The organism is Pseudomonas sp. TE3786, assembly GCF_054057335.1.
In genome coordinates, this window is sequence record NZ_JBSRZF010000001.1 from 191914 (window position 1) to 215477 (window position 23564).

A 23564-nucleotide genomic window follows, 5' to 3' on the forward strand; every position below is an offset into this window, starting at 1 on the left:
GCCAATCCCCCTCGTAGGAGCGGCTTCAGCCGCGATGCTTTTAAATCGCATCGCGGCTGAAGCCGCTCCTACTGGATTGACGATCGTTATCCGATCTTCTGCAGATCAGAATCCCGCGTTTCCTTCAGGCACAGCACCGCAATCACGCTAAGCAACGCCGCCGCCGACACATACCCGCCCACCCAACTCAAACCTCCCATCGCCACCAACTGCTGGGCGAAGAACGGTGCTGCCGAGGCACCGACAATGCCGCCCAGGTTGTACGCCGCCGAGGCACCGGTGTAGCGCACACGTGTGGGGAACAGCTCGGGCAGCAAAGCGCCCATTGGCGCAAACGTCACGCCCATCAGAAACAGCTCGATGCTCAGAAACAGGGCCACCGCCCAGGTCGAGCCGTGGGTAAGCAATGGCTCCATCAGAAAGCCCGAGAGAATCGCCAGCACGCCGCCGACCACCAGCACCGGCTTGCGCCCGAAGCGGTCACTTGCCCAGGCCGACAGCGGGGTGGCCAGGGCCATAAAGACCACGGCAAAGCACAGTAGGCCAAGGAAGGTCTCGCGGGTATAGCCCAGGCTGCTGATGCCGTAGCTCAGGGAAAACACCGTGGAGATATAAAACAGCGCGTAGCACACCACCATGGCTCCGGCACCCAGCAGCATCGGTGCCCAGTACTGGCTGAACAGTTCGAACAGCGGCACCTTCACCTGTTCGTGGCGGGCCACGGCGTTGGCAAATACCGGGGTTTCTTCCAGCTTCAAGCGCACGTATAGGCCGACCATCACCAGTACCGCGCTGAGCAGAAACGGAATACGCCAGCCCCACTCCTTGAATTGCTCATCGCTCAAGGTCATGGCCAAGGTCAGGAACAAACCGTTGGCGGCAAGAAAACCAATGGATGGCCCCAGCTGCGGGAACATGCCGAACCAGCCGCGTTTGCCTGGCGGTGCGTTTTCGCTGGCCAGCAACGCCGCGCCACCCCATTCGCCACCCAGCCCCAGGCCCTGACCGAAGCGCAGCAGGCACAGCAGGATGGGGGCCCAGGCCCCGATGCTGCTATAACCCGGCAGCACGCCGATCAGGGTGGTGCACACGCCCATCAGCAGCAAGGATGCCACCAGGGTCGACTTGCGACCGACGCGGTCACCAAAGTGGCCGAACAGTGCCGAACCCAGCGGGCGGGCGAGGAAGGCGATACCAAAACTGAGGAATGCCGCCAGGGTTTGCGCCGTGGTGGAGGTGGCGGGAAAAAACACCGGGCCGATCACCAGTGCCGCCGCCGTGGCGTACACATAGAAATCGTAGAACTCGATGGCGGTGCCAATAAAGCTGGCGGTGGCGACGCGGGCGGTGGAGTTCACCGGCTTGGCCTCGTCGTGGGTTGCGATAGCGCTGGTCATGGTTTGCCTTCGATGGGCAGGGCTTGGATCCACGGGCAGGCAGTGGCCGAAGCGAATTGTTGTGGTAGCGCGCAAGGGGTAGGAAACGCTGATGCTGTGCGGCGACGGGAAGGGGCTTTGTGAGGCCTTCTACGCGGCACGGGCCAGCCTGCGGATGGCAGGCGGGCGGGGGAGGAGGTGACTATAAAAGCGCGGCGGCGCTGCTGACAATTACACCTTTTGCTAATCGTCGCGGGGTGTCGGTGTATCGCTGCTCGCCCGTGGCAGTGGGCGCCAGACGCGCACGCTTTTTACCCGGTTGTCGGTGGATTGCAGGATTTCCAGGCGGTACGGGCCGATCTTCAGGCACACCGCGCTGTCGGGAATATTTTCCAGGGCCTCGGTAATCAGGCCATTGAGGGTTTTCGGCCCGTCGCACGGCAGGCTCCAGCCCAGGGCCTTGTTCACGTCGCGGATATAGGCGGCACCGTCGATCACCTGGGTGCCGTCTTCCTGCGGGTGAATATCGGGGCTGCGCAGGGCGTCCTGATTGCTGAAGTCGCCGACTATCTCTTCGAGAATATCTTCCAGGGTAACGATGCCCTGCACGTCGCCGTATTCGTCGACGACGATGCCGATGCGCCGTTTGTGCTTCTGGAAGTTCAGCAGCTGGGTCGATAGCGGCGTGCTTTCCGGCACGAAGTAGGGCTCGTGGGCCGCTGCGCTCAGGGCTTCGATGGTCAGTTGATCATGGGTCAGCAGGCGGGCGATCTGGCGCATATGCACCACCCCTTCAACCTGGTTGAGGTCGCTGCGAAACACCGGCAGGCGCGTGTGCGAGGTGGTGCGCAGCTGGATGATGATGTCTTCCAGGTCGTCATCCAGATTGATGCCGGTGACCTCATTGCGCGGAATCATGATGTCGTTAACGGTCACGGTTTCCAGGTCGAGAATGCTCAGCAGCATGCTCTGGCGGTTTTGCGGCAGCTCGTGGGTGGCCTCACGCACTACGCTGCGCAGCTCTTCGGCGCTGAGGCCGTCCCGGCGCTTGCGCGTCGGGTCGATGTGGCACAGGCGCAGCAGGCCGTTGCTGACGGCGTTGAGTAGCCACACCAGCGGCGCGAGCAGCTCGACCAGCAAACGCAGCGGCGCACTGAACGGAAAGGCGAAGGCTTCCGGGCGCAGCACGGCGAGGGTGCGCGGGGTGATATCGGCGAACAGCAGCAGGGCCAGGGTCAGGCCGAGAGTGGAGAGGATCAGGCCCAGGTCGCCCCACAAGGTGGTGGCCAATACGGCAGCAACAGTGGCGGCCAGCACGATGACCAGGGTGTTGCAGAAATGCAGCACGCCAAGCAACAGTTGTGGGCGATTGAGCAGGGTGCTGGCGCGCTTGGCACCGCGCCGGCCTTGTTTGGCCAGGTAGCGCAGGCGGTAGCGGTTGAGGCTGAGCAGGCTGGTTTCTGCGCTGGCGAAAAACGCTGAGCAGAGGACCAGAAAAACCAGCAGGCCAAACAGGTACTGCGGATTCAGCTCAGACACAGGGCGACCTAGATATGCAGGATGAATTCACGTACCAGCTTGCTGCCGAAGTACGCCAGCATCAGCAGGCAGAAGCCGGCCAGGGTCCAGCGAATCGCCTTGTGCCCACGCCAGCCACGTTGATGGCGGCCCCACAGCAGCACGGCAAAGATCAGCCAGGCTACGCAGGCCAGCAGGGTTTTGTGCACCAGGTGCTGGGCGAACAGGTTGTCGAGGAACAGCCAGCCGGAAATCAACGACAGGCTCAGCAGCGCCCAGCCGGCCCAGAGGAAACCGAACAGCAGGCTTTCCATGGTTTGCAGCGGCGGGAAGTTCTTGATCAGGCCGGAAGGGTGTTTGTGCTTGAGCTGGTGGTCTTGCAGCAGCAACAGCAAGGCCTGGAACGCGGCGATGGTAAGCATGCCGTAGGCCAGGATCGACAGCAGGATATGGGCAATGATCCCCGGTTTCTCGTTGATCACCGGCACCGTGCCGGCCGGTACGAACTGCGCCAGTAGCACCGTCAGGCAGCCTAGCGGCAGAAACAGCAGCAACAGGTTGAGCACCGGAATGCGCACGCTGGCGACGATGGTCAGCAAAATAGCGGCATAAGCGATCAGGCTGGCGGCGTTGAAGAAGTCCAGCGCCACGCCGGCTTCGGCATGCAGTTGGCTGAACAGGGTTGCGCCGTGGAAGAGCAACGCCAGCAACACTAGGGGGGCGAGCACGCGTTTGGACGGCAACTGGCGCTGGGAAAGGCGCAGACCTTGGTAAACAGTGGCGCCTATATAGAGGAAGGCAGCAGCGAGGCTTGGCAGCAGAGGGTGCATAAGTCCGTGTAAGGCGAGCCCGAAAGGCCGAGAGTGTGGCATAAAACGCGCGTTTCACGAAAGACCACAGGCGGTGTCGGCGTGGAGATGTCTCCGCTATAATCGCGCGCTTGCCGCAAGCTCAACCCGGTGCCAGACCGCCTGAAAGGAACGCGCATGTTCGAAAATCTAACCGATCGCCTCTCGCAGACCCTGCGCCATGTCACCGGCAAGGCCAAGCTGACCGAGGACAACATCAAGGACACCCTGCGTGAAGTGCGCATGGCCTTGCTGGAAGCCGATGTCGCGCTGCCGGTGGTGAAAGACTTCGTCAATAAGGTCAAAGAACGCGCCGTCGGTACCGAAGTTTCCAAAAGCCTGACCCCGGGCCAGGCGTTCGTGAAGATCGTCCGTCTCGAACTCGAAGACTTGATGGGTGCCGCCAACGAAGACTTGGCGTTGAACTCCACCCCGCCTGCCGTGGTGCTGATGGCCGGTCTGCAGGGCGCGGGTAAAACCACCACTGCCGGCAAGCTGGCGCGCTTCCTTAAAGAGCGCAAAAAGAAAACCGTGATGCTGGTGTCGGCCGACGTGTACCGCCCCGCCGCGATCAAGCAGCTGGAAACCCTGGCCAACGATATCGGCGTGACCTTCTTCCCGTCCGATATCACCCAGAAGCCCGTGGCAATTGCCGAAGCGGCGATTCGCGAAGCCAAGATCAAATTCATCGATGTGGTGATCGTCGACACCGCTGGTCGTCTGCACATCGATGACGAAATGATGGCCGAGATCAAGGCCGTTCACGCCGCCATCAATCCGATCGAAACCCTGTTCGTGGTCGATGCCATGACCGGCCAGGACGCCGCCAACACCGCCAAGGCCTTCGGTGATGCCCTGCCGCTGACCGGCGTGGTGCTGACCAAGGTCGACGGTGACGCCCGTGGCGGTGCAGCGCTGTCGGTGCGTGCCATTACCGGCAAGCCGATCAAGTTCATCGGTATGGGCGAGAAGAGCGAAGCGCTCGAACCCTTCCACCCCGACCGTATTGCCTCGCGTATTCTCGGCATGGGCGATGTGCTCAGCCTGATCGAGCAAGCCGAACAGACCCTCGATCGCGACAAGGCCGACAAGCTCGCCAAGAAGCTGAAGAAGGGCAAAGGCTTCGACCTCGAAGACTTCCGTGACCAGCTGCAGCAGATGAAAAACATGGGCGGTCTCGGCGGCCTGATGGACAAGCTGCCGAACATCGGTGGCATGAACCTGTCGCAGATGGGCAACGCCCAGGGCGCGGCGGAGAAGCAGTTCAAGCAGATGGAGGCGATCATCAACTCGATGACTCCTCAGGAGCGCCGTGACCCGGACGTCATCAGTGGCTCGCGCAAGCGCCGCATCGCCATGGGGTCCGGCACCGAGGTGCAGGACATCGGGCGTCTGATCAAGCAGCACAAACAGATGCAGAAGATGATGAAGAAGGTCACCGCCAAAGGCGGCATGGCCAAGATGATGCGCGGCATGGGGGGGATGTTCCCCGGCGGCGGCATGCCCAAGATGTAAATCCGTTTATAGCTGCTGCGCTCGGTCTGGCGGCGTTAAAAACAGGCTCAAAATGCTCATTGGCCTTGAGCAAACTGCGCTTTTTCGCCTGTTTTTGCCTTGCCAGACCTTCGCTCGCGACGCTCTAAACGGACTTAAACATTGAATCCAATCAGTGTTTTTGCGCCGCCGGGGCGTCTGTCATCGGGGCAGGGCAAAAAGAGATTTGCAAAAATCCCGATAATCCTTAGAATATGCGGCCTTTCGGGCCTAGTGCCTGGCATGTATTTTTAGTTTTGCAGCACCGACTACAGGAACGATGTTCACATGGTAACCATCCGTCTTGCCCGTGGCGGCTCCAAGAAGCGCCCGTTTTACCACCTCACCGTGACCGACAGCCGCAATGCGCGCGACGGTCGTTTTGTTGAGCGTATTGGTTTCTTCAACCCAATCGCTTCCGGTGCAGAGATCCGTCTGTCCGTAGACCAAGAGCGTGCTACCTACTGGCTCGGCCAGGGTGCACAGCCGTCTGAGCGCGTTGCTCAGCTGCTCAAGGATGCCGCTAAGGCAGCAGCCTAAGCCGCATGAACGCGACGCCCGCTCCTGCTGATGACCTGATCGTCATCGGTAAGATTGTTTCGGTGCATGGTGTTCGCGGCGAGGTGAAGGTCTTTTCCTTTACCGATCCGATTGACAACCTGCTGGACTACAAACGCTGGACGCTGAAACGCGACGGTGATGTACGTCAGGTTGAGTTAGCCCAGGGCCGTTCGCAGAACAAGGTCCTCGTAGCAAAGCTGAAGGGTCTCGACGACCGTGAAGAAGCACGTCTTCTCGCGGGTTTCGACATTTGTGTGCCCCGCAGCCTGCTCCCAGATCTGACCGATGGCGAGTACTACTGGTACCAGCTCAAAGGTCTGAAGGTGATCGACCAGCTCGGGCAATTGCTCGGGTCCATTGATCACTTGCTGGAAACTGGCGCTAACGATGTGATGGTGGTCAAGCCCTGCGCGGGCAGCCTGGATGATCGCGAACGTTTGCTGCCGTACACGGCGCACTGCGTTCTCTCGGTCGACCTGGCAGCTGGCGAAATGCGGGTTGACTGGGATGCGGACTTCTAAGCAACGGTTAGTAGAGATATGGCTAGCCTGCGTGTTGAAGTCATCAGTTTGTTCCCGGAAATGTTTGCTGCCATCAGCGAATACGGCATTACCAGTCGTGCGGTGAAACAGGGGCTATTACAGCTGACCTGTTGGAATCCCCGAAGCTACACCGAAGATCGCCACCAGACGGTGGATGATCGTCCTTTCGGCGGTGGCCCCGGCATGGTGATGAAGATCAAGCCTCTGGAGGGCGCCTTGGCTGATGCCAAGCAAGCCGCTGGAGCGCAGGCGAAGGTTATTTACCTGTCGCCGCAAGGCCGCCAGCTGACTCAGTCAGCCGTGCGAGAGATGGCAAAAGAGGAGACCTTGATCCTCATTGCCGGACGATATGAAGGCATCGATGAGCGGTTCATTGAAACGCATGTCGATGAAGAGTGGTCGATCGGGGATTACGTCCTGTCCGGCGGTGAGCTGCCGGCAATGGTTCTGATCGATGCGGTAACGCGTCTGCTACCTGGTGCGCTGGGTCATGCGGATTCGGCCGAGGAAGACTCCTTTACGGATGGCTTGCTCGACTGCCCGCACTACACCCGACCGGAGGTGTATGCGGATAAGCGCGTTCCCGACGTGTTGCTGAGTGGCAATCACGCACACATCCGGCGCTGGCGTTTGCAACAGTCCCTTGGTCGGACCAGCGAACGACGCGCTGATCTTCTGGAAAGCCGCTCGCTTTCTGGAGAAGAGAAAAAGCTGTTGGCGGAATACATCCGGCAACGGGACGATAGTTAACGTATCGATGGCAGGCCAGTTGGTTTGTCTTAGGAGCACAGCATGACTAACAAAATTATCTTGGCCCTCGAAGCCGAGCAGATGAGCAAAGAGATCCCTACTTTCGCTCCGGGCGACACCGTAGTCGTTCAAGTTAAAGTGAAAGAAGGCGACCGTTCGCGTCTGCAAGCCTTCGAAGGCGTTGTAATCGCCAAGCGTAACCGTGGTGTGAACAGTGCTTTCACCGTTCGCAAAATCTCCAACGGTGTTGGCGTTGAGCGTACCTTCCAGACCTACAGCCCGCTGGTTGACAGCCTGGCCGTCAAGCGTCGCGGTGACGTGCGTAAAGCCAAGCTTTACTACCTCCGTGACCTGTCTGGTAAAGCAGCTCGCATCAAGGAAAAACTGGTTTAATCCCAGTCTCCTTGCGAAAAAAGCAGCCCTCGGGCTGCTTTTTTCTTGCCCGCGATTTAGTGCCGAGCTTCGTTTTTCCCGTTTCAAGGTAGTTGTGCATGACCCCAAGAGAGCAAGAGATCGAACGCCGCACCGCGCTGTCGGAAACCCGCGTGGCCAAGGCCGTATTCCCACCGACCACCAACCACCACAACACCCTGTTCGGTGGCACTGCGCTGGCCTGGATGGATGAGGTGTCGTTTATCGCTGCGACGCGTTTTTGCCGGCTGCCGCTGGTGACGGTGTCGTCCGACCGCATCGACTTCAAACACCCGATTGCCGCCGGCTCCATCGTCGAGTTGGTGGGGCGCGTGGTGAAGGTCGGCAATACCAGCCTCAAGGTCGAGGTCGAGGTGTTTGTCGAAAGCATGTACAGCGATGGTCGCGAGAAGGCCATCACCGGCGTGTTCAGCTTTGTTGCCATCGACGACAACAAGCAGCCGGTGCCGGTGTTGCCAGGGTTTTGAGGTCGGGCGCAGGTTGGGCTGAACCGCAGGTAAAGCCCAACGAGGCGAACCATGCTTGCCCGCACAAACGCCTACGTCCCGTTGGGCTTCGCTTCGCTCACCCCAACCTACGGCTTCAAACTGATCCGCAACGACGCCTGAGAAAGATCGATATCCTGCAACGTCACGCTGCCCATACTCTGCCCCGCACCAGCCCCCGCCACCCGCACATTGTCGAAACGCAGCTCACCAATCGAGCTGGGCAAACGTACATTCACGCTGCCATCGGCGTTAAGCACCGAGGTCAGTTTACTGGTGTCGTAGCGCACATCTTTCATCGAGGTTTCCGCTTCCAGGCTGTTGAGCACCGGCATCACCAGCTTCGCCAGCTTGGCCGCCGTGCCGATGCCGTCGCCGCTTTCCGCCTGTAAAAACAAACCCTGCAGTACGTCATCTAACCCTTGGGCGCTGACCTTGCTCATCTCGGCATCATCCAGCGGCTGCAAGGTGCGGCTAAGACTGCTGGCGGCCGGGCGGTGCAAGTCCGCGCTGGCCATCTGGAATGGGCTCAGCAGTGCAGCCACCAGCGTGGCGGCGACGCGCAGGCTGCTTTGTTTTTTCAGCGCGCGGCTGAGCTGGCGTTCGCTGACCAGCCCCTGCGCGATGAGGATTTCCCCCAAGCGTTGGCGGCTGCTGGTTTGTAGCTGGATGGCTTGAGCGAGTTGCTCGGCGCTGATCAGTCCTTTGTTCAGCAGAATCTGACCGAGGCGGGAATTGTGTTGAGTGGCCATGGGGAGCGTCCGGCAGGCAGTAGTGGCGTGTTGAAATCATGGCCAGCAAACCCTTCCCTGTCACCCACCCAAAGATAGGGTGACGCGGGCATTTTCGCACCAGCCGTCGGGGACGTCCGCGGGCCGCAGCTCGATGCTGGCCACGAGCTGGGGCGGGGGAGGTTGGCCTTTCTCTGGCGGTGAGCCTGTGCTGCAAGGCGAGGCTGTGAAAGACTAGTGCGCTCCCGCCCGCCAGACCCACTCAATTTATGCCGGTTCTTGATCACCCTCTCATCGACCAGTTTCTCGACACCCTGTGGATGGAAAAGGGCCTGTCCGAACACTCGCGCTCGGCCTACCGCAGCGATCTTGCGCACTTCAACGGCTGGTTGCAGGAGCGCGGGCTGAACCTGGCCGAGATCGGTCGTGATGTGCTGCTCGACCACCTTGCCTGGCGCCTGGAACAGAAGTATGTGGCCCGTTCCACCGCGCGTTTTCTCTCGGCGGTGCGCGGTTTCTATCGGTATCTGCTGCGGGAAAATCTGATCGCCATCGACCCCACCCTGCAGGTGGAAATGCCGCAGCTGGGCCGGCCATTACCGAAAAGCCTGTCCGAAGCCGATGTCGACGCGTTGCTCGCCGCCCCGCAAACCGCCGAGCCCATCGGCCTGCGTGATCGCGCCATGCTCGAAGTGCTGTATGCCTGCGGCCTGCGGGTGACCGAGCTGATCAGCCTGACCCTGGAGCAAGTCAACCTCCGTCAGGGTGTGCTGCGGGTATTCGGCAAAGGCAGCAAGGAGCGCCTGGTGCCCATGGGCGAGGAAGCGATTGTGTGGATCGAGCGTTTTGTTCGTGAGGCCCGTCCGCAGTTGCTCGAAGGGCGCCCCAGTGACGTGCTGTTCCCCAGCCTGCGCGGGGAGCAGATGACCCGCCAGACCTTCTGGTACCGCATCAAGCACCACGCCAAGGTCGCCGGCATCGGCAAGGCGCTATCGCCGCACACCCTGCGCCACGCCTTTGCCACCCATCTGCTCAACCATGGCGCGGACCTGCGGGTGGTGCAGATGCTGCTCGGGCATAGTGACCTGTCCACCACCCAGATATACACCCATATCGCCCGTGCCCGCCTGCAGGAACTGCACGCCCGCCATCACCCGCGTGGCTGACTGCCTACATAGCCGGTAGCACCTTCCCGACCCGCTGCGGTCGGCCTGGGCCGGGCTTGTATGGTAGGCTTCGCCCTCGCTGTTAAGCCGCGTTTGCCAGGAGTATCCAATGCGCGCCACCCGTATTATCGCCGCTGTCCTTATTGCCCTGAGCAGCTGTATCGCCTGGGCCGATGAAGCCGACCAGACGATCCGCAAGACCCTGGAAAAACTGCAAATGGATGTGCCGGTCGAAAGCATCGCCGCCAGCCCGCTCAACGGCCTGTACGAAGTACGCATGCAAGGCGGCCGCGTGCTCTACGCCAGCGCCGATGGCAAATATGTGATGCAGGGCTACCTGTTCGACGTGAACGGCGGCAAGCCGATCAACCTCACCGAAAAAGCCGAAAGCGAAGGCATCGCCAAAACCATCAACGCCATCCCCACCAGCGAAATGGTCATCTACCCGGCGGTAGGTGAAACCAAAGCCCATATCACCGTGTTCACCGACACCACCTGCCCTTACTGCCACAAGCTGCATGGCGAAGTGGCCGAACTCAACCGGCGTGGCATCGAAGTGCGCTACCTGGCCTTCCCGCGCCAGGGCCCGGGTTCCGAAGGTGACGCCCAGCTGCAGGCCGTGTGGTGCTCCAGCGACCGCAAAAAGGCCATGGACCAGATGGTCGAAGGCAAAAACATCAAAGCCGCCAAATGCGAAAACCCGGTGGACAAGCAGTTCGCCCTGGGCCAGTCGATTGGCGTGAATGGCACACCGGCTATCGTCTTGGCCGACGGCAAGTTGATCCCTGGTTATCAGGCGGCGCCACAGGTTGCTGCCCTGGCACTCAAAGCCAAGTGAAAACTACTGCGCTCGCTACGTTTTCGCGCGGCCTCGCAGCTTGATTGACTAATACCGAGCCGCTTCGTAAGGTGCGGCTCTTTTATATTCACGGCCTGGCTTCAGCGGGCCGTTTCACGCAGTAAGTTCTGGGGAGTTCAGGGTGAAACCGGTCAAAGTAGGCATCTGTGGGCTGGGTACCGTCGGTGGCGGTACGTTCAATGTGCTCAAGCGCAACGCCGAGGAAATTGCCCGGCGCGCAGGGCGTGGCATCGAAGTGGCGCAGATTGCGCTGCGCTCGCAGAACCCTCAGTGCGACATTACCGGTATTGCCACCACCAACGATGTGTTCGCGGTGGCCAGCAATCCTGAAATCGACATCGTCATCGAGCTGATCGGCGGCTACACCATCGCTCACGAGCTGGTGCTCAAAGCCATCGAAAACGGCAAGCACGTGGTCACTGCCAACAAGGCGCTGATTGCCGTCCACGGCAACGAAATCTTCGCCAAGGCCCGCGAGAAGGGCGTGATTGTTGCGTTTGAAGCCGCAGTCGCCGGCGGTATCCCGGTGATCAAGGCCATCCGTGAAGGCCTGGCGGCCAACCGCATCAACTGGCTGGCCGGCATCATCAACGGCACCGGCAACTTTATCCTCAGCGAAATGCGCGAAAAGGGCCGCACCTTCCCTGACGTGCTGGCCGAAGCCCAGGCCCTGGGTTATGCCGAAGCCGACCCGACCTTCGACGTTGAAGGCATCGACGCGGCCCACAAGCTGACCATCCTGGCCTCCATCGCCTTTGGTATTCCGCTGCAGTTCGACAAGGCCTACACCGAAGGCATCACCAAACTGACCACCGCCGACGTCAACTACGCCGAAGCGCTGGGCTATCGCATCAAGCACCTGGGCGTGGCGCGCAGCACCGCCGCCGGTATCGAACTGCGTGTACACCCGACCCTGATCCCGGCCGACCGCCTGATCGCCAACGTCAATGGCGTGATGAACGCCGTGATGGTCAACGGCGACGCCGCTGGCAGCACGCTGTTCTACGGCGCTGGCGCCGGCATGGAGCCCACCGCTTCGTCGGTGATCGCCGATCTGGTGGACGTGGTCCGCGCCCTGACCACCGACCCGGAGAACCGTGTACCGCACCTGGCCTTCCAGCCGGACGCGCTGTCCACCCATCCGATCCTGCCGATCGAAGCCTGCGAGAGCGCCTACTACCTGCGCATCCAGGCCAAGGATCACCCAGGCGTACTGGCCCAGGTGGCGACCATCCTGTCGGAGCGCGGCATCAATATCGAATCGATCATGCAACAGGAAGTCGAAGAGCAGGACGGCCTGGTGCCGATGATCCTGGTCACTCACCGCGTAGTGGAAAAACGCATGAACGACGCCATCGCCGCCCTCGAGGCTCTGAGCGATGTAGTGGGCAGTGTCGTGCGGATCCGCGTTGAGCAACTGAGCTGAGGACTATTTCATGCGTTACATCAGTACCCGCGGCCAAGCGCCTGCGCTGAATTTCGAAGACGTGCTGCTGGCTGGTCTGGCCAGCGACGGCGGCCTGTATGTGCCGGAAAACCTGCCGCGTTTCACCCAGGAAGAAATCGCCTCCTGGGCCGGCCTGCCGTATCACGAGCTGGCCTTCCGCGTGATGCGCCCGTTCGTCACCGGCAGCATTCCGGATGCCGACTTCAAAAAGATTCTCGAAGAAACCTACGGCGTGTTCGCCCATAACGCCGTGGCACCGCTGCGTCAGTTGAACGGCAACGAGTGGGTGCTGGAGCTGTTCCATGGCCCGACCCTGGCGTTCAAAGACTTCGCCCTGCAACTGCTCGGCCGTCTGCTCGACTACGTGCTGGCCAAGCGCAACGAGCGCGTGGTGATCATCGGTGCCACCTCCGGCGACACCGGCTCGGCCGCGATTGAAGGCTGCAAGGCCTGCGATAACGTCGATATCTTTATCCTGCATCCGAACAACCGCGTCTCGGAAGTGCAGCGCCGCCAGATGACCACCATCCTCGGCGACAACATCCATAACATCGCCGTGGAAGGTAACTTCGACGACTGCCAGGAAATGGTCAAAGACAGCTTCGCTGACCAGAGCTTCCTCAAGGGCACCCGCCTGGTAGCGGTGAACTCGATCAACTGGGCGCGGATCATGGCCCAGATCGTCTACTACTTTCACGCTGCCCTGCAGCTGGGCGGCCCGGCGCGCTCCATCGCGTTCTCGGTGCCCACCGGCAACTTCGGCGATATCTTCGCCGGCTACCTGGCGCGCAACATGGGCCTGCCGATCAGCCAACTGATCGTCGCCACCAACCGCAACGACATCCTGCACCGCTTTATGAGCGGCAATCAGTACGTCAAAGACACCCTGCACCCGACCTTGTCGCCGTCCATGGACATCATGGTGTCGTCCAACTTCGAGCGTCTGCTGTTCGACCTGCACGGTCGCAATGGCGCTGCGATCTTTGATCTGATGGCCACCTTCAAGAAAGGCGGCGGCTTCAGCGTTGATCAGGACCGCTGGAGCGAGGCGCGCAAGCTGTTCGACTCCCTGGCCGTCAACGACGAAGAAACCTGCGAAACCATCGCCCAGGTCTACGCCGAAACGGGTGAGCTGCTGGATCCGCACACCGCCATCGGTGTTAAAGCCGCGCGCGAATGCCGCCGCAGCCTGAGCACGCCGATGGTGATTTTGGGCACCGCCCACCCGGTGAAATTCCCCGAAGCCGTGGAAAAAGCCGGCGTCGGCAAAGGCCCGGTCCTGCCGCCACACCTGCAAGACCTGTTCGACCGCCCAGAGCGCTTGACCGTATTGCCGAACGACATCAAAGCCATGCAAAGCTTTGTCAGCGCCCACGGCAATCGCGGCAAGCCGTTGTAAGCGACGCCGTTATACCCCGTAGGAGCGGCTGGGCGAGCCGCGATGCTCTCGATCTGAGAAAGCATCGCGGCTAAAGCCGCTCCTACGAGGGGCGCGTTTTTGTTGGGAGGCTTTAGCCTCGATGCTTTTGAGTGGGCAGAGCTACTCGTTGAAAAACCCCTTCGCCGCCTTCAGGTAGGCATCCCGCGTCTTTCCATCCAGCCAATCGGCGTACAGATGGATCACTTCCCCTTCGCGCAAGCGGCGTACGGTCCGGTTGATGGCCTTGATCGCTTGCAGCCCCTCCGGTGAACGGGTACAGGCGACGTAGCCCATCTGGTAGGTCGGCACGCCCTGGACTGAATAGAAGCTCAGGTCGCTCAGCGAGATCCCGGCGGCCTCGCCCTGGTAATGCAGTTCCGGCCAATAGCCGACCACGGCGGTCAGGCGCTGGTGCTGTTGCATGCGCAACAGGCTCAGGGCGGCTTCGACACCGTGGTGGACCACCAGCACATTGGGTTTCGCCTGTTTCAACGCAGCGTCGATCTGCTGGCCGTAGCTGCGTTCCACCAGGGTGCCGAGGGTGTAGCGACCATCCTGGAGAAAGCTGGCCAGATCGAACTCGCCGCCTTTGATAAAGGGTGCCAGTTCGGTTTCGTCCGCTTTGCGCACCACCACGCCATTGGTGAGGATGCCCAGGGTGGGAATGGAGAAATACAGTTGCTTGGCCCGTTCTTCGCTCCACAACATGCCGGGATCGCAGGTCAGCACGCCGTTGTTGACCATCTGGTTGGCGCGGGCGCGGTTGGCGATGCTCTGCACGTGTTCGTACTGCGGCATGTCGGCGCGTAGCAGGGCGAGCATCTGGTCGACCACCCCCTGACCTTTGCGCGGCCCTTCGAGAATGCTGAAGGGCGGCATATCGCGCACGGTCCAGACAATGCGCGGCTTGCCCTCGGCCTGCACCGACAAGGCGGTGAAGATAAGCAGGCTAGCCAGTAACAGGCGCGGGGCGAACGGCAATGCAGGCATGGAAGAAAACTCCAAGGACGCCGGGAGTGCAGCGTGAAAAGTATAGGCGTCTGACGCGCCCTCACTCGGTCGGCGAACGATAGTGGCCGGGCCTGGCGTAGTCCAGAACGGGCGCACAGTTGTGATAAGCGCGATGCTTGTGGGGCGCTAGATAGCCCCAGCGCTTTTCAACGTCACAATCTGCTCAGGGCTATACCCCAACCGCGCCAGCACCGTCTGGTTATGCTCACCCAACTGCGGCCCCACCCATTCGGCGCTGCCCGGCGTCTCCGACAGCTTGGGCACGATGCCGGGCATCTTGAACGCCTTGCCGTCTGGCAGTTTGGCGCTGAGGAACATTTCCCGGGCCAGGTACTGCGGATCGCTGAACATATCCTCGGCCGAATAGATCCGGCTGGCCGGCACCTCGGCAGCCGTCAGTGCCGCCAGCACCGCTTCCAGCGGCAGCGCGCCGACCCAGCGGTCGATTACCCCATACAGCTCGTCACGGCGCAGATCCCGGCCGTCGTTGCTGGCCAGGCTGGCGTCATCGGCCAGGTCCGGGCGGCCGATGGCGAGCATAAAGCGCTTGAAGATCGCATCGCCGTTGGCACCGATCTGCACATGCTTGCCGTCGCTGCTGGTGTGGATGGAGGAGGGGGTGATGCCGGGCATGATGTTGCCGGTGCGCTCGCGAATAAAACCGAACACATCGAACTCCGGCACCATGCTTTCCATCATGGCGAAGATCGCTTCGTACAGCGCCACGTCCACCACCTGGCCCTGGCCACCGTTTACTTCTCGGTGCCGCAATGCCATCAAGGCACCGATCACGCCCCACAGCGCGGCAATCGAGTCACCAATGGAAATACCGGTGCGCACCGGCGGGCGATCCTCGAAGCCGGTGATATAACGCAAACCACCCATGGACTCACCCACCGCGCCAAAGCCCGGTTGGTCCTTCAGCGGCCCGCTCTGGCCGAAACCGGAGAGGCGCACCATCACCAGTTTCGGGTTCAGCGCGTGCAGTTCGTCCCAGCCGAAGCCGAGTTTTTCCAGCACGCCGGGGCGAAAGTTTTCGATCAGGATATCGGCTTCGCTGAGCAACTTGCGCAGCACCTCGCGGCCATCCGGGTGTTTCAGGTTGAGGGTCAGCGACTGCTTGTTGCGCGCCTGCACAAACCACCACAGCGAGGTGCCCTCGTACAGCTTGCGCCATTTGCGCAGCGGGTCGCCGCCATCGGGAGATTCCACCTTGATCACCTCGGCACCGAATTCCGCGCAGATCCGCGCGGCGAAGGGCCCGGCGATCAAGGTGCCGAGTTCGATCACTTTGACCCCGGCGAGGGGTTTGCTGGCAAGGCTCATGGGCAGTATCCGTCGGCAGACAATGGCCGCGACTCTAACCCGCAGCGGTCGCTTGCGGTAGACTTGCGGCCTTTCCTCCTGCCTAGAAGCCGAACCATGGCCCAGCCTTCCACGACCTACAAAGTCGACCTCAACCTCACCGACCTCGACCGTGGCGTCTATGCCACCTCGCGCCTGACCATCGCCCGCCACCCTTCGGAAACCGAAGAGCGCATGACCGTGCGTTTGCTCGCCTATGCCCTGTGGTACAGCGAAGAGCTGGCCTTCGGCCGCGGCCTGTCGGATGTCGATGAGCCGGCCCTGTGGGAAAAGAGCCTGGATGGCCGCGTGCTGCATTGGATCGAAGTGGGCCTGCCGGACGCCGACCGACTGACCTGGTGCTCGCGCCGCACCGAACGCACCAGCCTGCTGGCCTACGGCAGCCTGCGCGTGTGGCAGAGCAAGGTAGTGGACGCGGCCAAGATGCTGAAGAACGTCAATATCGCTGCGGTGCCACAAGAGGCCCTGGAAAACCTGGCCAAAGACATGCCGCGCGCCATCAACTGGGCGGTGATGATCAGCGAAGGCACCATTTATGTGACCGATGAGCGTGGTCAGCATGAAGTGCAGTTGGAGTGGTTGATGGGGGATCGGGGCGAGTAAGGCCTCACTCAGTCCGTTATCGATGGCGGATAAGCGCGAACGCTTATTCGCCCTACGCCTCTTCTTGTAGAACCTGTTTAGCCCATGCGTATCGAAGCCCGCCCACTGCCCGCCACCTTGCCCAACCTCGGCGACCTGCCGCCCTTGCTCACTCGTCTGTACGCCGCCCGTGGCGTGCAGTCGGCGGCTGAGCTGGACAAGGGCCTGGCCCGGCTGATCCCTTATCAGCAGCTTATGGGCATCGATGCCGCCGTCACCCTGCTGGTGCAGGCCCTGGAGCAGCGGCAGCGGATTCTGATCGTCGGCGACTTCGATGCCGACGGCGCCACCGCCAGCACCGTCGGGATGCTTGGCCTGCGTCTGCTGGGCGCTGCGCATGTCGACTACCTGGTACCCAACCGCTTTGAATACGGCTACGGCCTGACCCCGGAAATCGTCGCCGTAGCCCTGGAGCGCCAGCCGCAGTTGCTGATGACCGTGGACAACGGCATCTCCAGTGTCGAGGGCGTGGCGGCGGCCAAGGCCGCGGGGCTCAGTGTGCTGGTCACCGACCACCACTTGCCTGGCCCCGAGCTGCCGGCGGCGGACGCCATCGTCAACCCCAACCAGCACGGCTGCACCTTCCCGAGCAAGGCGCTGGCCGGTGTCGGGGTAATCTTTTACGTGCTGCTGGCCCTGCGCGCCCGCCTGCGTGAACTGGGCTGGTTTGCCCGTGCCGGTGTGCAGGAGCCGAACCTCGCCGAGCTGCTCGATCTGGTGGCGCTGGGCAGCGTTGCCGACGTGGTGCCGCTGGACGCCAACAACCGCATTCTGGTCCATCAGGGCCTCGCGCGGATTCGCGCCGGCCGCGCCCGTCCGGGCCTGCGGGCGATTCTCGAAGTGGCCGGGCGTCAGGCCGAGCGCATAACCTCCACCGACCTCGGGTTTATCCTCGGCCCGCGCCTGAACGCCGCTGGCCGTCTGGACGATATGAGCCTGGGCATCGAATGCCTGCTTTGCGAAGACGAAGCCCTGGCCCGCGATATGGCCGTGCAGCTGGACCAGTTGAACCAGGACCGCAAAGCCATCGAGCAGGGCATGCAGCGCGAGGCCCTGGCCCAGCTCAAAGACTTGCCGCTGGAGTCGATGCCATTCGGCCTGTGCCTGTTCGAACCGGACTGGCACCAAGGCGTGATCGGCATCCTCGCCTCGCGGATGAAAGAGCGGTACCACCGGCCGACCATCGCTTTCGCCGACGCCGGTGACGGTCTGATGAAAGGCTCGGCGCGCTCGGTGCCGGGTTTCCATATTCGCGATGCGCTGGATGCCGTGGCTGCCAAGCACCCCGGGCTGATCAGCAAGTTCGGTGGCCACGCCATGGCGGCCGGGCTGTCGCTGCCGCAGGAAAACTTCGGTGCCTTTGCCGCCGCCTTCGACGCCGAAGTGCGCCGCCAACTGGAAGAAGACGACCTCACCGGCCGCCTGCTTTCCGATGGTGCCCTGGCGGTGGAAGAGTTCCACCTGGAACTGGCCCGCGCCCTGCGCAATGCCGGGCCCTGGGGCCAGCACTTTCCCGAGCCGCTATTCCACGGCGTATTCCAACTGGTGCAGCAGCGGGTGGTGGGCGAACGGCACCTGAAAGTGCTGCTGAAAAGCGAGTGTGGTTCTGTGCAGCTCGACGGCATCGCCTTTGGCATCGACCGCGACGTGTGGCCCAACCCCAACGTGCGCTGGGTGGAGCTGGCCTACAAACTCGACGTCAACGAATACCGCGGGCAGGAAACGGTGCAACTGATGATTGCCCATATGGCGGCGCGGTAACGTCAATCCCCATCTTCGCTGCCTATTAGTCTCTGGGCGGCGGAGGGCTCGCTGGCGCAGTACAGGGGCTCAGCGATGGCGCTCCGTTTGACCCGCTGGCTGGCCGAAGTAGCGCCATCGCAGGCCTGGCTGCAGGACTGGGTTTGCATCGAGTAGTGATACAGGTTGTGGCCAGGCACCATGCTTTGCAGGTTGGCACCACGGTTACTCATAGGGTTGATCGGTTGCACGAAGCGGGGATTGTTTTGTGCGGTAGGGGCTACGACGGTGTCCCAACCGGCGCCGTCGAACGTTGCGGTAGCGGCAACGGCCGATACGATGTTTTGTGCAGCGACGCGGCGAGTCACCACATCCTGCTGTTCTTCAGGCGGTAAGGTCGAGACCAACATCCTGATACGGCTCGCCTGACTCGAGACATAGCCCTGCTCGTTCGCGTCAGCTGCCATTGCCGCCTGCATAAAGACATCACGAATTTCGAAATAGGTGTCGTCCGGGCGGATGGTGTAGATCCACATACGGTGTTGATTCTGAAACGCTCTGCCGTTGGCCAGTTGGCGAGCGGCAAACGCCCTGGCTTGGTAAAAGCTGCCTGTGGTGCTTATCCATCCCGTTCTATGGTCGACTTCGGTGGTGTTTGCACTGCAGGAATCACCGAACACATGATCGAGCAAACTCAACTGTTGACCGTCGTTGCTGAAGCCGTTTACGAAAACGTCCTCGGGCGAGCGTGTGTCGGCACGGAATACTTCGTTATACAAAGGCTGGGCGAGCACAGGGCTGCTGGCCAGCAGGGCAGCCATGCCCAGACTGGCAAGAAACGTAGCGGAGAATGCCATTTCGTTTCACCTCACTGAGCCTGCGTCCGAAGTGATGCAGGCTGTATTGAGGCTTGATGCTGTCTCACTGCGCTGGACGGGCCCAGCAGCTGTTTCCGAGACCGCTGTGACCAAAGTTGCTGAAGCGGGAAAGAGCAGTGGAAGCAAAACAGCTACTCGGGCGTACCGTCCGACGCTTTCTTATCGTACGGCTTACCATCCAACGGCTGCACATGGGCCAGCTCTTCCTCATCCAGCCCATAGCCTTCGCCGATATCGGCTTCATCGACAATGCTCAAATCCCAATCCGCTGCGGTCCTGCCGCCTGGCTCGGTGGCCGAGCGCGCGCCGCTTTCGTCGATCAGGGTTTCCGGGCTCAGGTCGTCCAGGCTCACGCCGTCTTCGTTGTCGCCTTCACCCAAGGTTTCGCCGCCGCTCTGGCCGGCTTCGCGGACCCGTTTGGCCGGCTGTTCGCGGGCTATTTCAGCGGGCGATTTGAGGTCGCCGACGCGGCCACTGCGTTGATCTTTACCCTCATCGAAGTCCAGCTGCTCGATAGAGCCCATGCGGTCTTGCATGTCGTCGATTTCTTGCGGGACATAGCGTTTCTGCGTGCTCATAGCCATTCCTTCAGTCAGCGGTAACTGAAGGGTGGACTCAGGGGCAGGGCAGATGGTTCAGCCTGATCGACCGGGGGTGGGCCCTAGCGCAGCGCCAGCATCGCGGCCTTTTTGTAGAACATCGCCGAGTCGGCCCTGGACATCAGCTCGTCCAGGTGCTCGCCGGCCTGTGGATAAATCGCCACCCCCAGACTGGCCGAGACGCTCAGCTCGCGACCCTGCCAGTGCAGCGGTTGGGCGATGGCCTGGCAGATCTGCTCGGTCACGCGGTAGATATCATCGGCATCGTGCACGCCATCGAGCAGCACCACAAACTCGTCGCCACCCATGCGAGCGGCCATATCCGCCTCGCGGATATTGGCGCTGATGGCGTTGGCCGCATGCACCAGAATCGCATCGCCAGCCTGGTGGCCGTAGGAGTCGTTGATCTCTTTGAATTTGTTCAGGTCCAGGTAACACAGGGCCAGGCGCTCGTCGTTGCGCTTGGCGCTGAGCAGTTTCTGCGTGGCATAGGGAATAAAGCTGTTGCGGTTGGGCAGGCCGGTCAGGCTGTCGTGAAAGGCCAGGGCGCGTACTTCTTCCTCGGCCACGATGCGTCGCTGGATCTCCCGTTGCAGGCGTCGCTGGCTGCTGAGTAGCACCAGCACCACCACCAGAATCGCCGCGCAACCCAGGCTGATCAACACGATGATGGTGCGCAGGCGCTCCACCAGCTGCGGTGGGTTGGCGTCATAGAGAAAGCCGTCGAGGCGGCTTACGCTGGGCACCATATTCTGTTCCTTGAAGGCTTCGGCCATGCGCTGCCAGCGCCCGGGGTTCATATGGCCGATATCCACCAGATCCGGCAGGATCAGCCCGCGCATGGCCTGGGCTTCGAACTGCAGATGCTCGCGGGTTTTCTGTACCTGATACTTGCTCAGCAGCAGCTCGATGATTTCATCCGGATGGTCCATGGCGTAACGCCAACCCTTGAGGGTGGCGCGGCGAAACGCAGCCACCCGCTCGGGGTGGTCAGTGGCCTCGGCCTCGCTGGTGAACAGAATGTCGCTATAGAAATCGATGCCGTAGGTGGCCGGCGACAGCACGCTATAGGCCACGCCCTTTTGTTCCAGGTAATACGGCTCGTTGGTCAGGTAGGAATTGAAGGCCTGCACCTTGCCGCTGACCAGATCATCGACCTCGTAACTGCTGGATCGCAGATCGAGGGTGGAAGGGTCGATGCCCTCGCGGCTGAACATGGTCAGAAAGTCGGCATCGGTTTGCGCATTCATCAGCATCACGCGCTTGCCCACCAGATCGTGCACCGTGCGAATTCCGGCATCGGTACGTGCCAACAGCACCGAGGGTGAGTGCTGAAAGATCGCCGCCAGGGCCACCAGCGGCTTGCCATTCAGGCGCTCGTAGAGCAGCTCGCTATTGCTCTCGCCATACTGGGCGCGGCCGGCCAGCACTTCCTCGACCGGCGTCTTGCCCGGCGCGCCCTCATGCAAGCGCACCTCAAAACCCTCTTCGCGGTAGTAACCCTGAGCAATGGCCGCGTAATAGCCGGCGAACTGGAACTGATGCTTCCAGCGCAGCTGAAAGTCGATGGTGGGCAGATGTCCGCTGGGAGGCATGACGGCGGCGGGGCAGGGTGCGCTGCCGAGCAATGGCAACAACAGGGCGAGCAGCCACAGGTGCCGCCTGTTTGCACGTCGAGAGGTGATGGGCCGGTCCTGGCACAACAGCGATTCGGGCATGGCATCTTCCATGAGCAGCGGGCACAGCCGGCTGCTCGGAGCGAACTGTGGGTGCCTTCGGCGCATCATGCCTCTAGTTCTACAGACCGCGCAATCTCTGGTGTGTAGCGTTTTTGATGCAGTTGGATTGTCCGACGTTTCTAGTTGCCGCCAAGGATAGTCGCCCAACAGAAACAAAAACGCCCGGGGTTAGCCGGGCGTTGGTACGCGTTAAACCGCGTCGCCTAGCGCGCCATTCGGCGCATGTTTGCTACCCGCCAACTTCCACGCATCACCCGCCGGTGCCGTGCCGGTTTCGTAGGGTTTGCGCGCAACCATGTACAGCAGACCCAAGCCGATAACGATGGCGGTCGACAACGGCATGCCGTAGTTGACGTACCAGGCGGCATCCGGGGAGCGCGGCCAGGCCATATTGATGATCGCCAGCACGCCATACACCAGCGCGCCGATGTTCACCAGCATGCCCCAGCCGCCGAGGGTGAAGGCACCGCTCGGTTTCCAGCCGCGCAGACGGGCAAACAACGCGCCGCTGACGATCATCTGGAAGGCCAGGTAAATGCCGATGGCGGCAAAGCTGACGATGGTCGCCACCGCGTCCTGCAACACAAAGCCCAGGCAGATCACGATTGCCGGCAGCACGCCGCACACCAGCAGCGCGGTGGTCGGCACATGGGTGGTCGGCGAGAGCTTTTTCAGCAGGCTGCTGCCGATGATCATCTCGTCACGGGCGTAGGAGTACAGCAGACGGCTGGCCGCCGCTTGCAGGCTCAGTACGCAGGAGATAAACGAGACCATGACGATGGCCATCACCACTTTCGAACCGGTGACACCAAAGGCGTTGTTGAGGATGGTGGTGACCGGGTCCTTGTCGGTGCCGTTGATTACTGCGCTCATGTCCGGCACGGCCAGAATCAGCGCCAGGCAAGCGAACATCGCCGCCACACCACCGACATAGATGGTCATGCGCATGGCCTTGGGAATGCTGCGGCTGGCGTTCGGGGTTTCTTCGGCCACATCGCCGCAGGCCTCGAAGCCGTAGTAGAGGAACATGCCCGCCAGCGAGGCGGTAAGGAAGGCCGGCAGGTACGAGCCGTCGATGGCGATATCGAAGGTATTGAACAGCACGCTGAACGGCTGATGACGTTCGAACACCAGCAGGTAGATACCCACCACCAAGGCACCCAGCAGTTCGCAGATAAAGCCGAACATGGCGATACGCGCCAGCACCTTGGTACCGCTGAGGTTGACCACAGTGGCGATCAGGGTCAGCACCAGGGCGATGCCGATATTGGTGCTGTTGCTTGGCTCAAACCCGAGCATGGCAGCCATATACGGGCCAGCACCCACTGCCACGGCGGCGATGGTTACCACCAATGCCCAGGCATACACCCAGCCCACCATCCACGCCCAGCGCTTGCCCACCAGGCGGCGTGCCCAAGGGTAAACACCACCGGAAATCGGGAACTGCGAAACTACCTCACCGAAGATCAGGCACACCAGCAACTGGCCCAGACCTACCAACAGATAAGCCCAGAACATCGGGGGGCCACCGGCGGCCAGACACAGGCCGAACAGGGTGTACACGCCCACTACCGGCGACAGGTAGGTAAAGCCCAGGGCGAAGTTTTCGGTGACGCTCATACTGCGTTTGAAATTGGACGTATAACCCAGCGCGCGTAACTGCTCCGCGTCGCGGTCGGCGATGTGATCGCTCATTTTTGAAGCTCCTCTAAGAGTGATGGCAGCTGTTTTGATGTGCCCCTTGGGGCTGTTGTTATTAAGTTCGCCACGGGCGTAAAAACCGCCTCGCCGAACTTGCCGCATCCCGGAAAAAGCCCGCAGTTCACCCCGCTGTCGGGCACGCAAACAGCGCCGGGGGAGGGTGAAATGGGTACCTGCAACGTCACAGCCACCACCGTCATTCCGGCGTAGGCCGGAATCCA

22 protein-coding genes are annotated in these 23564 nt (G+C 61.5%); 12 read left to right on the forward strand and 10 right to left on the reverse strand.

What is annotated here, in order from left to right; genetic code table 11:
- Positions 1 to 86: 86 nt before the first annotated feature.
- From ACVW0Y_RS00875 to ACVW0Y_RS00885, 3 genes are all read right to left on the reverse strand, one after another.
- The gene (locus ACVW0Y_RS00875; RefSeq protein WP_457435419.1) at positions 87 to 1397 is read right to left on the reverse strand and encodes an MFS transporter; all 1311 of its coding nucleotides are present in this window, start codon (positions 1395 to 1397) and stop codon (positions 87 to 89) included.
- 222 nt (positions 1398 to 1619) lie between these two features.
- A complete protein-coding gene (locus ACVW0Y_RS00880; protein ID WP_457435421.1) occupies positions 1620 to 2915 on the reverse strand; it encodes an HlyC/CorC family transporter in 1296 nt (431 codons plus the stop codon).
- Positions 2916 to 2923: 8 nt separating this feature from the next.
- Complete coding sequence (locus ACVW0Y_RS00885) at positions 2924 to 3724, reverse strand: cytochrome C assembly family protein (RefSeq protein ID WP_457435422.1); 801 nt, start codon at positions 3722 to 3724, stop codon at positions 2924 to 2926.
- A 156-nt stretch (positions 3725 to 3880) separates the two neighbouring features.
- On the opposite strand from ACVW0Y_RS00885, the gene ffh reads away from it, so the two are divergent.
- From ffh to ACVW0Y_RS00915, 6 genes are all read left to right on the forward strand, one after another.
- Positions 3881 to 5257 carry a signal recognition particle protein gene (gene ffh / locus ACVW0Y_RS00890; protein WP_457435423.1) on the forward strand — a complete coding sequence of 459 codons (1377 nt, stop codon included), beginning with the start codon at positions 3881 to 3883 and terminating at the stop codon, positions 5255 to 5257.
- A 306-nt stretch (positions 5258 to 5563) separates the two neighbouring features.
- On the forward strand, positions 5564 to 5815 hold the full coding sequence (rpsP, locus tag ACVW0Y_RS00895) for a 30S ribosomal protein S16 (protein WP_108095776.1): 252 nt from the start codon (positions 5564 to 5566) through the stop codon (positions 5813 to 5815).
- Between the two features lie 5 nt (positions 5816 to 5820).
- Positions 5821 to 6357 (forward strand): ribosome maturation factor RimM, encoded by a 537-nt coding sequence (gene rimM / locus ACVW0Y_RS00900; protein WP_108095775.1) that lies wholly within the window; start codon positions 5821 to 5823, stop codon positions 6355 to 6357.
- A gap of 18 nt (positions 6358 to 6375) precedes the next feature.
- Positions 6376 to 7128, forward strand: coding sequence for a tRNA (guanosine(37)-N1)-methyltransferase TrmD (trmD, locus tag ACVW0Y_RS00905; protein WP_457435424.1), 753 nt, complete (start codon positions 6376 to 6378; stop codon positions 7126 to 7128).
- A 42-nt stretch (positions 7129 to 7170) separates the two neighbouring features.
- A complete protein-coding gene (gene rplS / locus ACVW0Y_RS00910; RefSeq protein ID WP_108095773.1) occupies positions 7171 to 7521 on the forward strand; it encodes a 50S ribosomal protein L19 in 351 nt (116 codons plus the stop codon).
- A gap of 98 nt (positions 7522 to 7619) precedes the next feature.
- A complete protein-coding gene (locus ACVW0Y_RS00915; protein ID WP_457435425.1) occupies positions 7620 to 8027 on the forward strand; it encodes an acyl-CoA thioesterase in 408 nt (135 codons plus the stop codon).
- A 107-nt stretch (positions 8028 to 8134) separates the two neighbouring features.
- Here the strand turns inward: ACVW0Y_RS00915 and ACVW0Y_RS00920 are convergent, their stop codons facing one another.
- Positions 8135 to 8797 carry a hypothetical protein gene (locus ACVW0Y_RS00920; RefSeq protein WP_457435426.1) on the reverse strand — a complete coding sequence of 221 codons (663 nt, stop codon included), beginning with the start codon at positions 8795 to 8797 and terminating at the stop codon, positions 8135 to 8137.
- A 248-nt stretch (positions 8798 to 9045) separates the two neighbouring features.
- Between ACVW0Y_RS00920 and xerD the strand changes: the two genes are divergently transcribed.
- The 4 genes from xerD (at position 9046) to thrC (ending at position 13647) form a co-directional block, all read left to right on the forward strand.
- Positions 9046 to 9942 (forward strand): site-specific tyrosine recombinase XerD, encoded by an 897-nt coding sequence (gene xerD / locus ACVW0Y_RS00925; protein ID WP_457435428.1) that lies wholly within the window; start codon positions 9046 to 9048, stop codon positions 9940 to 9942.
- A 109-nt stretch (positions 9943 to 10051) separates the two neighbouring features.
- Positions 10052 to 10780 (forward strand): bifunctional protein-disulfide isomerase/oxidoreductase DsbC, encoded by a 729-nt coding sequence (gene dsbC / locus ACVW0Y_RS00930; RefSeq protein WP_457435429.1) that lies wholly within the window; start codon positions 10052 to 10054, stop codon positions 10778 to 10780.
- A 142-nt stretch (positions 10781 to 10922) separates the two neighbouring features.
- Complete coding sequence (locus ACVW0Y_RS00935; protein WP_457435430.1) at positions 10923 to 12227, forward strand: homoserine dehydrogenase; 1305 nt, start codon at positions 10923 to 10925, stop codon at positions 12225 to 12227.
- A 10-nt stretch (positions 12228 to 12237) separates the two neighbouring features.
- Positions 12238 to 13647: a threonine synthase gene (gene thrC / locus ACVW0Y_RS00940; protein WP_457435431.1), complete on the forward strand. Its 1410-nt coding sequence runs from the start codon at positions 12238 to 12240 to the stop codon at positions 13645 to 13647.
- 141 nt (positions 13648 to 13788) lie between these two features.
- Here the strand turns inward: thrC and ACVW0Y_RS00945 are convergent, their stop codons facing one another.
- The gene (locus tag ACVW0Y_RS00945) at positions 13789 to 14658 is read right to left on the reverse strand and encodes a TIGR02285 family protein (RefSeq protein ID WP_457435433.1); all 870 of its coding nucleotides are present in this window, start codon (positions 14656 to 14658) and stop codon (positions 13789 to 13791) included.
- 147 nt (positions 14659 to 14805) lie between these two features.
- Positions 14806 to 16005 (reverse strand): CaiB/BaiF CoA transferase family protein, encoded by a 1200-nt coding sequence (locus ACVW0Y_RS00950; RefSeq protein WP_457435435.1) that lies wholly within the window; start codon positions 16003 to 16005, stop codon positions 14806 to 14808.
- Positions 16006 to 16101: 96 nt separating this feature from the next.
- On the opposite strand from ACVW0Y_RS00950, the gene ACVW0Y_RS00955 reads away from it, so the two are divergent.
- Positions 16102 to 16647 (forward strand): YaeQ family protein, encoded by a 546-nt coding sequence (locus ACVW0Y_RS00955; protein WP_457435436.1) that lies wholly within the window; start codon positions 16102 to 16104, stop codon positions 16645 to 16647.
- An 84-nt stretch (positions 16648 to 16731) separates the two neighbouring features.
- A complete protein-coding gene (recJ, locus tag ACVW0Y_RS00960; RefSeq protein ID WP_457435438.1) occupies positions 16732 to 18447 on the forward strand; it encodes a single-stranded-DNA-specific exonuclease RecJ in 1716 nt (571 codons plus the stop codon).
- A 2-nt stretch (positions 18448 to 18449) separates the two neighbouring features.
- Here the strand turns inward: recJ and ACVW0Y_RS00965 are convergent, their stop codons facing one another.
- From ACVW0Y_RS00965 to ACVW0Y_RS00980, 4 genes are all read right to left on the reverse strand, one after another.
- Positions 18450 to 19283: an enterotoxin A family protein gene (locus ACVW0Y_RS00965; RefSeq protein ID WP_457435440.1), complete on the reverse strand. Its 834-nt coding sequence runs from the start codon at positions 19281 to 19283 to the stop codon at positions 18450 to 18452.
- A gap of 152 nt (positions 19284 to 19435) precedes the next feature.
- The gene (locus ACVW0Y_RS00970; RefSeq protein WP_457435441.1) at positions 19436 to 19882 is read right to left on the reverse strand and encodes a phosphotransferase system, HPr-related protein; all 447 of its coding nucleotides are present in this window, start codon (positions 19880 to 19882) and stop codon (positions 19436 to 19438) included.
- 83 nt (positions 19883 to 19965) lie between these two features.
- Positions 19966 to 21621 carry an ABC transporter substrate-binding protein gene (locus ACVW0Y_RS00975; RefSeq protein WP_457435443.1) on the reverse strand — a complete coding sequence of 552 codons (1656 nt, stop codon included), beginning with the start codon at positions 21619 to 21621 and terminating at the stop codon, positions 19966 to 19968.
- A 210-nt stretch (positions 21622 to 21831) separates the two neighbouring features.
- On the reverse strand, positions 21832 to 23337 hold the full coding sequence (locus ACVW0Y_RS00980) for an APC family permease (protein ID WP_457435445.1): 1506 nt from the start codon (positions 23335 to 23337) through the stop codon (positions 21832 to 21834).
- Positions 23338 to 23564 lie beyond the last annotated feature (227 nt).

What these genes read in the sequence shown, in the direction of transcription:
- ACVW0Y_RS00965 (WP_457435440.1), bottom strand. Translation starts at nt 19,283, where the DNA reads ATGGCATTCTCCGCTACGTTTCTTGCCAGTCTGGGCATGGCTGCCCTG.
- thrC (WP_457435431.1), top strand. Translation starts at nt 12,238, where the DNA reads ATGCGTTACATCAGTACCCGCGGCCAAGCGCCTGCGCTGAATTTCGAA.
- recJ (WP_457435438.1), top strand. Translation starts at nt 16,732, where the DNA reads ATGCGTATCGAAGCCCGCCCACTGCCCGCCACCTTGCCCAACCTCGGC.
- ACVW0Y_RS00875 (WP_457435419.1), bottom strand. Translation starts at nt 1,397, where the DNA reads ATGACCAGCGCTATCGCAACCCACGACGAGGCCAAGCCGGTGAACTCC.
- ACVW0Y_RS00950 (WP_457435435.1), bottom strand. Translation starts at nt 16,005, where the DNA reads ATGAGCCTTGCCAGCAAACCCCTCGCCGGGGTCAAAGTGATCGAACTC.
- xerD (WP_457435428.1), top strand. Translation starts at nt 9,046, where the DNA reads ATGCCGGTTCTTGATCACCCTCTCATCGACCAGTTTCTCGACACCCTG.
- ACVW0Y_RS00885 (WP_457435422.1), bottom strand. Translation starts at nt 3,724, where the DNA reads ATGCACCCTCTGCTGCCAAGCCTCGCTGCTGCCTTCCTCTATATAGGC.
- ACVW0Y_RS00955 (WP_457435436.1), top strand. Translation starts at nt 16,102, where the DNA reads ATGGCCCAGCCTTCCACGACCTACAAAGTCGACCTCAACCTCACCGAC.
- ffh (WP_457435423.1), top strand. Translation starts at nt 3,881, where the DNA reads ATGTTCGAAAATCTAACCGATCGCCTCTCGCAGACCCTGCGCCATGTC.
- rpsP (WP_108095776.1), top strand. Translation starts at nt 5,564, where the DNA reads ATGGTAACCATCCGTCTTGCCCGTGGCGGCTCCAAGAAGCGCCCGTTT.
- rplS (WP_108095773.1), top strand. Translation starts at nt 7,171, where the DNA reads ATGACTAACAAAATTATCTTGGCCCTCGAAGCCGAGCAGATGAGCAAA.
- ACVW0Y_RS00975 (WP_457435443.1), bottom strand. Translation starts at nt 21,621, where the DNA reads ATGCCCGAATCGCTGTTGTGCCAGGACCGGCCCATCACCTCTCGACGT.
- ACVW0Y_RS00970 (WP_457435441.1), bottom strand. Translation starts at nt 19,882, where the DNA reads ATGAGCACGCAGAAACGCTATGTCCCGCAAGAAATCGACGACATGCAA.
- ACVW0Y_RS00945 (WP_457435433.1), bottom strand. Translation starts at nt 14,658, where the DNA reads ATGCCTGCATTGCCGTTCGCCCCGCGCCTGTTACTGGCTAGCCTGCTT.
- ACVW0Y_RS00980 (WP_457435445.1), bottom strand. Translation starts at nt 23,337, where the DNA reads ATGAGCGATCACATCGCCGACCGCGACGCGGAGCAGTTACGCGCGCTG.
- ACVW0Y_RS00920 (WP_457435426.1), bottom strand. Translation starts at nt 8,797, where the DNA reads ATGGCCACTCAACACAATTCCCGCCTCGGTCAGATTCTGCTGAACAAA.
- ACVW0Y_RS00915 (WP_457435425.1), top strand. Translation starts at nt 7,620, where the DNA reads ATGACCCCAAGAGAGCAAGAGATCGAACGCCGCACCGCGCTGTCGGAA.
- dsbC (WP_457435429.1), top strand. Translation starts at nt 10,052, where the DNA reads ATGCGCGCCACCCGTATTATCGCCGCTGTCCTTATTGCCCTGAGCAGC.
- rimM (WP_108095775.1), top strand. Translation starts at nt 5,821, where the DNA reads ATGAACGCGACGCCCGCTCCTGCTGATGACCTGATCGTCATCGGTAAG.
- trmD (WP_457435424.1), top strand. Translation starts at nt 6,376, where the DNA reads ATGGCTAGCCTGCGTGTTGAAGTCATCAGTTTGTTCCCGGAAATGTTT.